Below are 12,337 nucleotides of genomic sequence, written 5' to 3' on the forward strand. Positions count from 1 at the left end.
AGCAGGCTGGTCATGATCATCAACTCGCGCTTTTTCAATCGCTCCGAACTGCTCGGCTTCCTTGCGCTCGCGGTGCTGCTGTTTCTCATCCTGCCGCTGTCGCTCGATATCTTCCGCCTCAACCTGGTCGCCAAATATTTGACCTATGCCTTCGTCGGGATCGGCCTCGTGCTGTGCTGGGGCTATGGCGGCATCCTGAGCCTGGGGCAGGGCGTGTTCTTCGGCCTCGGCGGCTACTGCATGGCGATGTACCTCAAGCTCGAGGCGTCTTCGGTCGCGAACACCAAGATCCAGTCGACGCCGGGCATCCCTGATTTCATGGATTGGAACCAGCTCACCTCGCTGCCTTTCTTCTGGAAGCCGTTCCACAGCTTCCCGGTAGCGCTGATCGCGATCATCCTGGTGCCGGCGATCTTCTCCTTCATCATCGGCGCTGCGATGTTCAAGCGCCGGGTCGGCGGCGTCTATTTCGCGATCATCACGCAGGCGATCGCCGCGATCATGACCATCCTGATTGTGGGTCAGCAGGGTTACACCGGCGGCATCAACGGGATCACCGACCTGCGGACGCTGCATGGCTGGGATATCCGGACCGATCACGCCAAGTACGTCCTGTACTTCGTGGAGGTGGTATTGTTGTTCGGCTGCATCTGCGCCGCGCAGTTCATCCGCCTGACAAAACTCGGGCGCATCCTGGTGGCGATGAGAGAGCAGGAGGATCGCGTGCGCTTCTCCGGTTACAGCGTCGCCAACTTCAAGATCTTCGCGTTCTGCGCCGCGGCGGTGTTCGCTGCGATCGGCGGCGCCATGTTCACGCTCGAGGTCGGCTTCATGTCGCCGTCCTTCGTCGGCATCGTGCCGTCGATCGAGATGGTGATCTACACCGCGGTCGGCGGCCGGATGTCGATCTTCGGCGCGGTCTGGGGCGCGCTGTTGGTCAATTTCGCCAAGACCAGCCTCTCGGAGTCCTTTCCGCAGCTCTGGCTGTTCGGTCTCGGCGCGCTATTCATCGCGGTCGTGCTCGCCTTCCCGAACGGGCTGTCCGGCATCTGGGCGGACCACATCCAGCCGCGCATCGATCGCCTGTTGGCATCACGCAAATCGAAATCGGCGGCCGGCTTGATCGCCGACGGCGCACCGGCCGAGTGAGGAGGGATCATCATGCTCGTCGGCCATCAGCCCAAGGACTTCCTGCTCGCGGTCTCCGGTCTCACCGTGTCCTTTGACGGCTTCAAGGCCGTCAACGATCTCTCCTTCTATGTCGAGGAGAACGAAATCCGCGTCATCATCGGCCCGAACGGCGCCGGCAAGACCACGGTGCTCGACCTGATCTGCGGCAAGACAAGGGCGACGTCAGGCTCGATCCAGTTCCGCGGCCAGGAGCTGACCAGGTTGCGCGAGAACGAGATCGTGCAGGCCGGGGTGGGGCGCAAGTTCCAGACGCCGTCGGTGTTCGAGGATCTCACCGTGTTCGAGAACCTCGAGATTTCCTTCCCGCGTGGCCGCACCGTGTTCGGCTCGCTGACCTTCCAGCGCGACGACACCGTCAAGCAGCGGGTCGAGGAGGTCGCCGAGATGATCTTCCTGAAGGACAAGCTCAATACCTTTGCCGACCAGCTCAGCCACGGCCAGAAGCAGTGGCTCGAGATCGGCATGCTGCTGATCCAGGATCCGGACCTCTTGATGCTGGACGAGCCGGTCGCCGGCATGAGCGTGTCCGAGCGCGCCAAGACCGCCGAGCTGCTCAACCGCATCATCAAGGACCGCTCGGTGCTGGTGATCGAGCACGACATGAAGTTCGTCGAGGACATCGCGCACAAGGTCACGGTGCTGCACCAGGGACAGATCCTGTCCGAGGGGACGATGGAGCACGTCAAGAACGATCCGAAAGTCATCGAAGTGTATTTGGGCCACTAACGGATGATCAGGATCGGTCGAGCCGCGAACTCAGTTCACCTCTCCCCGTCGGGGAGAGGTCGGCGCGCAGCGCCGGGTGAGGGCCTTCAGGTCCCAAGAGAGAGCGCAACCCCTCACCCGGATCGCATCGGGCGATGCGATCCGACCTCTCCCACAAGGGGAGAGGTGAAGAACAGTGCCCGGTTCTAGGAGCTGTCGATGCTGGCAATCAATGATCTTCATGTCGCCTATGGCCAGAGCGAGGTGCTGCACGGCCTCAACGTCTCGGTCGCGCCCAACGAGATCGTCGCGATCATGGGCCGCAACGGCATGGGCAAGACCACGCTGATGAAGTCGCTGATGGGCATCCTGCCGGCCAAGAGCGGCAAGGTGACCATGGACGGCACCGAGCTCGGCGCGATGAAGAGCTACGAGCGGGTGGCGAAGGGGCTCGCCTACGTCCCTCAAGGCCGCATGATCTTCTCCACCATGACGGTCAAGGAGAACATCGAGACCGGGCTCGTGGTGTCCGGCGGCTCCGAAGTGCCCGGCGATATCTACGAGCTGTTTCCGGTGCTGCTCGAGATGAAGGGCCGCCGCGGCGGCAATCTCTCGGGCGGGCAACAGCAGCAGCTCGCGATCGCCCGGGCGCTGGCGACCAAGCCGAAGGTGCTGCTGCTCGACGAGCCGACCGAAGGCATCCAGCCGTCGATCATCAAGGACATGGCGCGTACCCTGAAGCGGATCCGCGATGAGCGGGGGTTGTCGATCGTCGTCTCCGAGCAGGTTCTGAGCTTCGCGCTCGACATCGCCGACCGCGTGCTCGTCATCGAGAACGGCGAGATCGTCCGCGACGATCCACGCGCCAGCGTCGATGCCGCGCAGATTTCTAAGTACCTGTCCGTCTAACTATCAGTAACCCAAGGGGAGCATCGCGATGCCAGATACACTGATCAAGGTCGATCTCAGCAAGTCGGCCTATGAAAACGACAAGATCCACAACCGCTGGCATCCGGAGGTTCCGATCGTCGAGTGGGTCAGCCCCGGCGACGACTTCATCATCGAGACCGTCGACTGGACCGGCGGCTTCATCAAGAACAACGATTCCGCCGACGACGTGCGCGACATCGATCTGTCGATTGTGCACTTCCTGTCCGGCCCGATCGGCGTCAAGGGCGCCGAGCCCGGCGATCTGCTCGTCGTCGACTTGCTCGACGTTGGTCCGTTGAAGGAGAGCCTGTGGGGCTTCAACGGCTTCTTCTCCAAGCAGAATGGCGGCGGCTTCCTCACCGACCATTTCCCGCTGGCGCAGAAGTCGATCTGGGACATCAAGGGCCTTTACACCTCGTCGCGTCACGTCCCCGGCGTCAACTTCGCCGGCCTGATCCATCCCGGCCTGATCGGCTGTCTGCCCGATGCCAAGATGCTGGCGGCCTGGAACAAGCGCGAAGCCGAGCTGATCGCGACCAACCCGACCCGCGTGCCGGGCCTCGCCAATCCGCCGTTCGCGCCGACCGCCCATGCCGGCCAGGCCAAGGGCGACGTCAAGGCCAAGATCGGCCTCGAGGGCGCCCGTACCGTGCCGCCGCGCGAGCATGGCGGCAATTGCGACATCAAGGATCTGTCGCGCGGCTCGAAGATCTATTTCCCGGTCTACGTGCCGGGCGGCGGGCTCTCGATGGGCGATCTGCATTTCAGCCAGGGCGACGGCGAGATCACCTTCTGCGGCGCCATCGAAATGGCCGGCTGGCTGCACATTAAGGTCGATGTCATCAAGGACGGCGTGTCGAAATACGGCATCAAGAACCCCGTGTTCAAGCCGTCGCCGATCACGCCGAACTACAAGGACTATCTGATCTTCGAGGGTATCTCGGTCGACGAGGCCGGCAAGCAGCATTATCTCGACGTCCACATCGCCTACCGTCAGGCCTGCCTGAACGCGATCGAATATCTGAAGAAGTTCGGCTACTCCGGCGCCCAGGCCTATTCGATCCTCGGCACCGCGCCGTGCCAGGGCCATATCTCCGGCGTGGTCGACGTGCCGAATGCCTGCGCCACGCTGTGGCTGCCGACGGAGATCTTCGACTTCGACGTCATGCCGTCGTCGGCGGGACCGATCAAGCATATCAAGGGCGACGTGCAGATGCCGATCTCGCCCGACAAATGATCCCTTGAGTGATCCCTGCGCGAAGGGTGCGGGACGGCCCGCGTATTGGCCGCCCCGCATCCATCGCCGGATGTCACACGACTGCGCAAGGATTAGGGAAATGCCGATCTACGAATATCTCTGCAACGACTGCGGTCCTTTCACCGACATGCGGCCGATGGCGGAATGCGACCTGCCGCAGGACTGCCCGCAATGCGAGACGACGTCGCCGCGCGTGATCCTGACCGCACCGGCGTTCTTCTGCATGCCCTCGGACAAGCGCAAGGCGCATGCCACCAACGAGCAGAGCCGGCACGCGCCGAAGACGCTCGACCAGTACAAGGCCGCGCATGGCCCGGGCTGCGGCTGCTGCTCGACAACGGGAAAGAAGAAGCCGGCGCGGCTGATGACCAAGACCAAGAGCGGCGCCAAGGGCTTTCCGACCGCGCGGCCCTGGATGATCAGCCACTGACAGTGCAGCCAATCGTCGGCTTTCCTCAACTGGCGCTGCTTCGTCATGGCCGGGCTTGTCCCGGCCATCCACGTTTTTCTTGTCCGATTGAAGCGAAGACGTGGATGCCCGGCACAAGGCCGGGCATGAAGGAGAAACAGGCTCTCAGGCCTGTTCGGCGACCTTCAGGGCTTCGGTGCGGATCTCCTCGACCAGCCGCTCCTTCAGGGCGACGAATTCAGGCGTGGTCTTGATCTTGTAGGAGCGCGGATGCGGCAGGTCGACCGCGATCTCGGCCTTGATGCGGCCGGGCCGCGCGCTCATGACGATGACGCGGCTGCCGAGGAAGATCGCTTCCTCGATGTCGTGGGTGACGAACAGCACCGTCTTCTGGTCGCGCTCCCAGATCCCGAGCAGCATCTCCTGCATCAGCGCGCGGGTCTGGTTGTCGAGCGCGCCGAACGGCTCGTCGAGCAGCAGGATCTTTGGATCGTTGGCCAGCGCGCGGGCGATCGCGGTGCGCTGCTGCATGCCGCCCGACAGCTGCTTGGGCCAGTGATTCTCGAAGCCCGATAGCCCGACCCGGCGGATGAACGCATCGGCGATGTCGTGGCGCTCGCCTTGCGCAACGCCGCGCTCGCGCAGGCCGAAGGCGATGTTCTCGCGCACCGTCAGCCAGGGGAACAGGGTGTAGGACTGGAACACCATGCCACGGTCGGCGCCGGGGCCCGTGACCTCGCGCCCGTCGAGCGTGACGCGCCCGCTGGTCGGCCGATCGAGCCCGGCGATGATCCGGAGCAGGGTGGATTTCCCGCAGCCGGAGGGGCCGAGAATGGTGACGAAGTCGTTGTCGCCGACGTCGAGCGTGGTCGGCTCGAGCGCTCTCGTCGGCGCGTTGCCGGCACGGGCGGGGAAGGTTCGCGAGACCTGATCGATCCTGAGCGCGGTCATGCGAGCTTCCACGGGAACAGCCAGGCGTTGAAGGCCTTGAACAGGAAATCGGAGATCAGACCGATCAGCCCGATCACGATGATGCCGAAGATGATCTGGCCGGTGTTGAGCAGCGCCTGGCTGTCGGTGATCATGTGCCCGATGCCCGATGATGAGCCGATCAATTCGGCCACGATGACGTAGGTCCAGGCCCAGCCCAGCACCAGCCTGAGGATTTCAGCGATCTCGGGCGCGGCGGAGGGCAGCAGTACGCGGCGGATGATGCCGCGGTCGCGGGCGCCGAGCGTGTAGGCGGCCTCGACCAGGTCGCGCCTGGTGGCACCGACGGTGACCGCCACCATCAGGATGATCTGAAACACCGCGCCGATGAAGATCACAAGCAGCTTCTGCAACTCGCCGATGCCGGCCCACAGGATCAGCAGCGGGATGAAGGCGGATGCCGGCAGATAGCGCGCAAAGGACACGAACGGTTCGAGAAAGGCCTCGATTGGCTTGTAGGCTCCCATCAGAACGCCGAGCGGCACCGCGATGACGGCAGCAAGCACAAACCCGCCGATCACGCGCCAGATCGTCATCCCGATGTCGAACAGAAAGCCTTGCTTGGCGAGCAGCTCATAGCCTTCCTGCACCATGGTGAGCGGGTTGGCGAGGAAAGTCTTCGACACGTGGCCGCCGAACGTGGCCCAGGACCAGAGGGCGACGAACAGCACGAAGAAGGCGAGGCCATAGGCCACGCGCTGCTTCGATGTCGTGGGCTCGAGAGGACGCATCAAATGATCCGGGCGTATCTTATGCGCCGGTCCCGCTCGCTGTGTCGCGAGACGGGACCGGCCGAAATGGTTGCTGCGTTACTTGATGAAGCTTGCGTCGTAGAGGTCCTCGACCTTCGGCGCGGCCTTGATGATGCCGACCTCGAGCAGGAGCTCGGCAGCGTCCTTGTTGAAGGTCAGGAAGTCGCCGGCGAAGAATTTCTGGTTGGCGGCCTTGTCCTGCCAGCGCAGGTACTTTGCCGAGTTGCCGAACTGCTCGCCGCTCTGCTTCACGTCGGCGCCCATGATCTCGTAGGACTTGGCCTGGTCCTTGGCGATCATGTCGAGCGCCTCGAAATAGCTGTTGGCAAGCGCCTGCGCCGCTTTGGGATTGTCGGTCAGGAATTTCGGCGTGCAGCCGAAGGTATCCATCACGATCGGGTAGTCGAGCGTGGTCGCGATGATCTTGCCCTTGTCGGGCGCGGCGCGCACCGTCGACAGATAAGGCTCGTAGGTCATCGCGGCATCGTTCTGGCCGGAGACGAAAGCCTGCGCCGCGGCGGCGGGCTCCAGATTCACCACGGTGACGTCTTTCACCGAGAGGCCGTTCTTCTTCAGCATCCAGGCCAGCGCGAAGTAGGGCGACGTGCCGGGCGCGGAAGCCGCGACGGTCTTGCCCTTCAGGTCCTTGATCGCGGCGACGTCGTTGCGCACGGCCATGCCGTCAGCGCCGTAGCTCTTGTCGAGCTGGAAGATCTGCTTGGTCGCGACGCCATTGGCGTTCCAGGAGATCCAGGTCTCCACCGTCGTCGCCGCGCACTGGATGTCGCCCGAGGCGATCGCGAGATGCCGGTCCTTCTGCGGGATCTTCTTCAAGGTCACGTCGAGGCCGTTCTTCTTGAAGATACCGGCTTCCCTGGCGAGCGTCAGCGGCGCGAAGCCGGTCCAACCAGAGATGCCGACGCCCACCTTGACGTCATCCGCGAACGCGGCGGTGGGCGCGAGCAAGGCTGCGATTGCGGGCAATAGCTTGAACGAACGCATGATTGTCGACCCCTTGAACGATGGATTGAACCCTGTTGATGTCGTCACGCCAGTGATCTTCACGTCAGTCGCGGCGGATTGCCGCATGAAGCATGTCGGCGGATGATGGCCCATGATGCATTGCATGAAATATGCCGCGCAAGCTGCCCTCAGCCTCCCTTGAAGCGAGCCACCAGGCGATGCGTCTCGCCCGGATAATGCAGCCGCACCGCAGTTACCGTGCGCGCGCTGCGCCAGGTGTAGCGGTCGATCACGAGACAGGGCGCGCCGACCGCGATGTCGAGCGCCTCGGCCGTGCGATCGTCGGCGACGACGGCGCTGATCGTATGCTCGGCTTCGGTCCACGGCACATGATGCAGCAGCCACGATCCTGGCGGCTCGCGGGCAAAGTCCGCGTTTGCGGCCTCCGGAACCGTGGAGAGATCGATCAGCCTGTCCTCGACGGCGAACGGCACGTTGTCCGCACTGTGCCGGCAGGCGATCGCGACCACCTTGCCGGCCTTGTCCATGCCGAGCCGGGCGCGATCGGCTGATGTCGCGGTACGGCGCCGGCAATCGATCAGCTGATAGCCATAGCTGCGGCCGAGCGCGGTGATCTCGGCGCGGATGTCGGCGATCTTGAGCACCGCCGACAGATGCTGCGGACGGCGCACGAAGGTGCCAGCACGGCGCCGCCGCTCGATCAAATCGGCCCGCGCCAGTTCCGACAACGCCTTGTTCACCGTCATGCGCGAGCAGCGATAGCGCGCCATCAGCTGGTGCTCGAACGGGATGCGATGCCCGGGCGGCCATTCGCCGGTCAGGATCCGGGTCTCGATGTCGAGCCGGATGCGCTTGTAGAGCGTCGGCTTGCCGGCTGCATTCGGCTTGGCCTGCTCGAGACTCATGCGACGAGCCTCCGCACGCTTGCATTGAACCGCTCGCGCGCCTTGTCGCGCAGCCGGTGCCGTCCGCCCGCGACCACCTTGTCGCCGCCGGCCCAGACGCAATCGATCGCGTCGCTGCCAGTCGCAAACAGCCAGCCATCGAGAACCGCATCGCCCGACCGTCCCGCCAGCGACGGATGCGCGGTGTCGAGGCTGACGATGTCGGCGCGCGCGCCGGGCACCAGCCCGGCCTTGGTCTGTGCCAGAGCCTGCGCGCCGCCCGCGAGCGCCTGGTCGAACAGCGCGCGGCCGGTGGATGCGCCAGGACGCCCCGAGAGCACATTGCGCTCGCGGTGCTTCAGCCGCTGACCGTATTCGAGTTGGCGAAGTTCGTCGGCAACCCCGACCTGCACGTTGGAATCGGTTCCGATGCCGAACCGGCCGCCCGCCGCGAGGAATTCGCGCGCGGAAAAGATGCCGTCGCCGAGACTTGCTTCGGTGACGGGGCAAAGGCCGGCAACCGCGCCGCTGCGGGCGAGCGCTGTGACTTCCTGCTCCGTCATGTGGGTCGCGTGAATCAGGCACCAGCGCCGATCGACGGGGGCATGTTCGAGCAGCCATTGCACCGGCCGCTGTCCCGACCAGGCGCGGCAATCCTCGACCTCGCGCACCTGTTCGGCTGCGTGGATGTGGATCGGGTCCGCCTTGGCAAGCGGAATGATGGCTGCGAGCTCGTCGGGTGCTACTGCCCGCAGGCTGTGCGGAGCGATGCCGATGTTGGCGTCAGGTAGATCTCGGATTGCCTCGCGCGAGGCAGTCATCAGCGCGGCGAACTGATCGACCGAGCAAATGAAGCGGCGCTGCCCGGCATGCGGTGCGGCGCCGCCGAATGTGCTGTGGGCATAGAAACTTGGCAGCAGCGTGAGCCCGATGCCGGAGGCGCTGGCGGCCTCTGCGATGCGCACGGCCATCTCGGCGAGATTGGCGTAGGGCGCGCCGTCGCGATCATGGTGCAGATAGTGGAACTCGCCGACGCGGGTAAAGCCGCGCTCGAGCATCTCGACATAAAGCAGGGTGGCAACGGCGGCGACGTCGTCCGGTGTCATGGTCAGCGCGAAGCGATACATCGTCTCGCGCCAGGTCCAGAACGTATCGGTCGTGTCGCCGCGCAGTTCGGCGAGGCCCGCCATGCCGCGCTGAAACGCGTGGCTGTGCAGGCTCGCCAATCCCGGAACCGCCAGTTGGTGACGTTCGTCGCCGGCGGCAGGCGCGACGCCCGCCGTCACCGAGGCGATCGCGCCATCGACAACGACGACCTGCACGTCATTGGCCCAGCCCGAAGGCAGCAGCGCGAATGCGAAATGCAGTCGTGTCATTTTTCCACGCCGGCTGGACAGAACCCGGACACGATTATATGTCTAGACATATAAGTCAAGCATCCCACATCGAGGGGACGATCGCATGGCAGAGCGCTTCGACCGTATCTGGCACAACGCCCGGCTCGCCACGATGCGCAGCGACCGCACCGATCTCGGCGAGATCGAGCGGGGGCTGATCGCGGCGCGCGACGGCCGCATCGTCTATGCCGACACGCAATCGGATTTTCCCGTGGATGCGGACGCCGTTGAACGGTTCGATTGCGCCGGCCGCTGGATCACGCCTGGGCTCGTCGATTGCCACACCCATCTCGTCTTCGGCGGCAACCGCGCGCACGAGTTCGAGCTGCGCCTGAAAGGCGCAAGCTATGAGGAGATCGCGCGCGCCGGCGGCGGCATCGTCTCGACCGTCGCGGCAACGCGCAGCGCGACCGAGGCCGAGCTTGTCGCCGGCGCGCTGCCCCGGCTCGACGCGCTGATCGGCGAAGGCGCAACCACCGTCGAGATCAAGTCCGGCTATGGCCTCAATGCCGAGACCGAGATGCGGCAGCTGGCCGCCGCACGCAGCCTCTCGCGCCTGCGGCAGGTTGCGATCCGCACGTCGTTCCTCGGAGCGCATGCGCTGCCGCTGGAGTCCAATGGCGACAAGGACCGTTACATCGATCTGGTCTGCAACGAGATGCTGCCGGCCGTGGCCAAGGCCGGCCTTGCCGATGCCGTCGACGGCTTTATGGAGGGGATCGCGTTTTCCGGAGAGCAGACGGCACGGGTGTTCGAGGCGGCGCGCGCTTTGGGACTGCCCGTCAAGCTGCATGCGGATCAGCTGTCCAATCTCGGCGGCGCGGCGCTGGCCGCAAAATTCTCCGCGCTGTCGGCCGATCATCTGGAGCACACCGATGAAGCCGGTGCCGCCGCGATGGCGAAGGCGGGGACAACGGCGGTCCTGCTGCCCGGCGCGTTCTATTTCATTCGTGAGACGCACAAGCCGCCGATCGAGCTGTTTCGTAGCCACGGTGTGAACATGGCGCTGGCAACCGATTGCAATCCGGGCAGCTCGCCGCTCACCTCGCTGCTGCTGGCGATGAACATGGGTGCAACGCTGTTCCGGATGACGGTCGCCGAATGCCTCACAGGGGTGACGCGGGAAGGCGCGCGTGCGCTGGGCATGCTCGCCGAGACCGGCACGCTCGAGGCCGGCAAGTGGTGCGATCTGGCGATCTGGGACATCGAGCGTCCGGCCGAACTGGTCTACCGTATCGGCTTCAACCCGCTACACAGCCGGGTGTGGAGGGGGCAATGAACGATCGGGATGCACCTGTCGTCGTGACGCCCGGAACCGTCGGCCTCGACGTCCTGGCGCGCGTGCTCGCCGGCGCGCCCATCGTGCTCGATCCATCGTGCTGGCCGCGCGTCGAGGCGGCCGCGAATATCGTGGCGAAGGCCGCGCGCATCGACATTCCCGTGTACGGCATCAATACCGGCTTCGGGAAGCTGGCATCGACGGGCATCGCGCCCGACCAGACAGCGCTGCTTCAGCGCAACCTCATCCTGTCGCATTGCTGCGGAGTCGGTTCGAACACGCCCGAGCCGATCGTGCGCCTGATGATGGCGTTGAAAGTGATTTCGCTCGGTCGCGGCGCATCCGGTGTGCGCCGCGAGGTGATCGAGCAGTTGCAGGGCATGCTGGCGCGCGGCGTCACTCCGCTGGTGCCGCAGCAGGGCTCGGTCGGTGCCTCCGGCGATCTGGCGCCGCTTGCTCATATGACCGCGGTCATGATCGGGGAGGGGCAGGCAATCCTTGATGGCAAAGCCGTGCCGGGCCGCGAAGCGCTGGCCGCTGCCGACCTCGCACCGTTGACGCTCGGCCCCAAGGAGGGGCTCGCGCTGATCAACGGCACGCAGTTTTCCACCGCCTATGCCATCTCCGGCCTGCTGCGTGCGCATCGCCTGGCGTGCGCCGCGCTGGTGACCGGTGCGTTGTCGGTCGATGCGGCGATGGCGTCGACGGTGCCGTTTCGCCCAGAGATTCAGACTCTACGTGGCCATGAGGGGCAGATCGCTGCAGCCGCCGCTCTGACCGCGCTGCTCGACGGCAGCGACATCAGGCAATCGCATCTCGAAGGAGACGAGCGCGTGCAGGATCCCTATTGTCTGCGCTGCCAGCCGCAGGTCGCGGGCGCCGTGCTCGACCTGCTCGCGCAAGCCGCCCGCGGGCTGACGATTGAAGCCAATGCCGTGACGGACAACCCGTTGGTCCTGGTCGAGACCGGCGAGATCGTGTCAGGCGGCAATTTCCACGCTGAGCCGGTGGCGTTCGCCGCCGACCAGATCGCGCTGGCGCTCGCGGAGATCGGCGCGACCAGCGAGCGCCGGATCGCGACCCTCGTCGATCCCGCCTTGAACTTCGGCCTGCCGCCGTTCCTGACGCCCGAGCCCGGCATCAATTCCGGGTTCATGATCGCCGAGGTAACGGCCGCGGCGCTCTATGCCGAGAACAAGCAGCGTGCATTGCCTTGCTCGATCGACTCCACGCCGACCAGCGCCAACCAGGAAGATCACGTCTCGATGGCCGCCCATGCCGCGCGCCGGCTGTCCGACATGGCCGACAATCTCGCCGCCATCCTCGGCATCGAGCTGCTGGTCGCCGCGCAGGGCATCACGCTACGCGCGCCGCATGCGACCAGCGCACCGCTCGCGGCAGTCATTGCCGCGCTGCGGCAGCACGTTCCCGCACTCGCCGCCGACCGCTACATGGCCGACGATCTCGCGCGGGCCGCATCGCTGATCGAAGCCGACACATTGCCCGCCGCTGCGATCACGGTGCTTCCGACCGATCCATTTCCAAGACTGACTTAGAC

12 protein-coding genes are annotated in these 12,337 nt (G+C 65.0%); 7 read left to right on the forward strand and 5 right to left on the reverse strand.

Going from position 1 to position 12,337, the window contains the following annotated elements; translation table 11 throughout:
• The first annotated feature begins 12 nt into the window (after nucleotides 1–12).
• The 5 genes from urtC to IF803_RS01375 all read left to right on the forward strand — a co-directional run bounded on the left by urtC (nucleotide 13) and on the right by IF803_RS01375 (nucleotide 4,514).
• Nucleotides 13–1,149 carry an urea ABC transporter permease subunit UrtC gene (gene urtC, locus IF803_RS01355; protein ID WP_461191001.1) on the forward strand — a complete coding sequence of 379 codons (1,137 nt, stop codon included), beginning with the start codon at nucleotides 13–15 and terminating at the stop codon, nucleotides 1,147–1,149.
• A gap of 12 nt (nucleotides 1,150–1,161) precedes the next feature.
• On the forward strand, nucleotides 1,162–1,917 hold the full coding sequence (urtD, locus tag IF803_RS01360; RefSeq protein WP_028345151.1) for an urea ABC transporter ATP-binding protein UrtD: 756 nt from the start codon (nucleotides 1,162–1,164) through the stop codon (nucleotides 1,915–1,917).
• Between the two features lie 198 nt (nucleotides 1,918–2,115).
• Nucleotides 2,116–2,805, forward strand: a complete 690-nt coding sequence (urtE, locus tag IF803_RS01365; protein WP_050400072.1) for an urea ABC transporter ATP-binding subunit UrtE — start codon at nucleotides 2,116–2,118, stop codon at nucleotides 2,803–2,805.
• A 28-nt stretch (nucleotides 2,806–2,833) separates the two neighbouring features.
• On the forward strand, nucleotides 2,834–4,063 hold the full coding sequence (gene fmdA, locus IF803_RS01370) for a formamidase (RefSeq protein WP_050386953.1): 1,230 nt from the start codon (nucleotides 2,834–2,836) through the stop codon (nucleotides 4,061–4,063).
• A gap of 100 nt (nucleotides 4,064–4,163) precedes the next feature.
• Complete coding sequence (locus tag IF803_RS01375; protein WP_166203954.1) at nucleotides 4,164–4,514, forward strand: FmdB family zinc ribbon protein; 351 nt, start codon at nucleotides 4,164–4,166, stop codon at nucleotides 4,512–4,514.
• Nucleotides 4,515–4,658: 144 nt separating this feature from the next.
• Here the strand turns inward: IF803_RS01375 and IF803_RS01380 are convergent, their stop codons facing one another.
• The 5 genes from IF803_RS01380 to IF803_RS01400 all read right to left on the reverse strand — a co-directional run bounded on the left by IF803_RS01380 (nucleotide 4,659) and on the right by IF803_RS01400 (nucleotide 9,479).
• Nucleotides 4,659–5,444: an ABC transporter ATP-binding protein gene (locus IF803_RS01380; RefSeq protein WP_212054985.1), complete on the reverse strand. Its 786-nt coding sequence runs from the start codon at nucleotides 5,442–5,444 to the stop codon at nucleotides 4,659–4,661.
• The gene (locus IF803_RS01385) at nucleotides 5,441–6,214 is read right to left on the reverse strand and encodes an ABC transporter permease (protein ID WP_018270830.1); all 774 of its coding nucleotides are present in this window, start codon (nucleotides 6,212–6,214) and stop codon (nucleotides 5,441–5,443) included. The genes IF803_RS01380 and IF803_RS01385 overlap by 4 nt, the downstream gene beginning before the upstream one ends.
• A 78-nt stretch (nucleotides 6,215–6,292) precedes the next feature.
• Entirely contained in the window at nucleotides 6,293–7,237 is a 945-nt protein-coding gene (locus IF803_RS01390) for an ABC transporter substrate-binding protein (protein ID WP_461191002.1), read from the reverse strand.
• Between the two features lie 149 nt (nucleotides 7,238–7,386).
• A complete protein-coding gene (gene hutC, locus IF803_RS01395) occupies nucleotides 7,387–8,124 on the reverse strand; it encodes a histidine utilization repressor (RefSeq protein WP_461191003.1) in 738 nt (245 codons plus the stop codon).
• A complete protein-coding gene (locus IF803_RS01400; protein ID WP_461191004.1) occupies nucleotides 8,121–9,479 on the reverse strand; it encodes a formimidoylglutamate deiminase in 1,359 nt (452 codons plus the stop codon). The genes hutC and IF803_RS01400 overlap by 4 nt, the downstream gene beginning before the upstream one ends.
• An 85-nt stretch (nucleotides 9,480–9,564) precedes the next feature.
• Between IF803_RS01400 and hutI the strand changes: the two genes are divergently transcribed.
• Both hutI and hutH read left to right on the forward strand, forming a co-directional pair.
• Nucleotides 9,565–10,779 carry an imidazolonepropionase gene (hutI, locus tag IF803_RS01405; protein ID WP_461191005.1) on the forward strand — a complete coding sequence of 405 codons (1,215 nt, stop codon included), beginning with the start codon at nucleotides 9,565–9,567 and terminating at the stop codon, nucleotides 10,777–10,779.
• Nucleotides 10,776–12,335 (forward strand): histidine ammonia-lyase, encoded by a 1,560-nt coding sequence (gene hutH / locus IF803_RS01410; protein ID WP_461191006.1) that lies wholly within the window; start codon nucleotides 10,776–10,778, stop codon nucleotides 12,333–12,335. The genes hutI and hutH overlap by 4 nt, the downstream gene beginning before the upstream one ends.
• Nucleotides 12,336–12,337: the final 2 nt, after the last annotated feature.

Source organism: Bradyrhizobium sp. UFLA06-06, from assembly GCF_054820065.1.

Coding starts and splice junctions, on each gene's coding strand:
- urtD (WP_028345151.1), top strand. CDS start 1,162: ATGCTCGTCGGCCATCAGCCCAAGGACTTCCTGCTCGCGGTCTCCGGT.
- IF803_RS01380 (WP_212054985.1), bottom strand. CDS start 5,444: ATGACCGCGCTCAGGATCGATCAGGTCTCGCGAACCTTCCCCGCCCGT.
- IF803_RS01400 (WP_461191004.1), bottom strand. CDS start 9,479: ATGACACGACTGCATTTCGCATTCGCGCTGCTGCCTTCGGGCTGGGCC.
- hutC (WP_461191003.1), bottom strand. CDS start 8,124: ATGAGTCTCGAGCAGGCCAAGCCGAATGCAGCCGGCAAGCCGACGCTC.
- hutH (WP_461191006.1), top strand. CDS start 10,776: ATGAACGATCGGGATGCACCTGTCGTCGTGACGCCCGGAACCGTCGGC.
- fmdA (WP_050386953.1), top strand. CDS start 2,834: ATGCCAGATACACTGATCAAGGTCGATCTCAGCAAGTCGGCCTATGAA.
- IF803_RS01375 (WP_166203954.1), top strand. CDS start 4,164: ATGCCGATCTACGAATATCTCTGCAACGACTGCGGTCCTTTCACCGAC.
- IF803_RS01385 (WP_018270830.1), bottom strand. CDS start 6,214: ATGCGTCCTCTCGAGCCCACGACATCGAAGCAGCGCGTGGCCTATGGC.
- urtE (WP_050400072.1), top strand. CDS start 2,116: ATGCTGGCAATCAATGATCTTCATGTCGCCTATGGCCAGAGCGAGGTG.
- urtC (WP_461191001.1), top strand. CDS start 13: ATGATCATCAACTCGCGCTTTTTCAATCGCTCCGAACTGCTCGGCTTC.
- hutI (WP_461191005.1), top strand. CDS start 9,565: ATGGCAGAGCGCTTCGACCGTATCTGGCACAACGCCCGGCTCGCCACG.
- IF803_RS01390 (WP_461191002.1), bottom strand. CDS start 7,237: ATGCGTTCGTTCAAGCTATTGCCCGCAATCGCAGCCTTGCTCGCGCCC.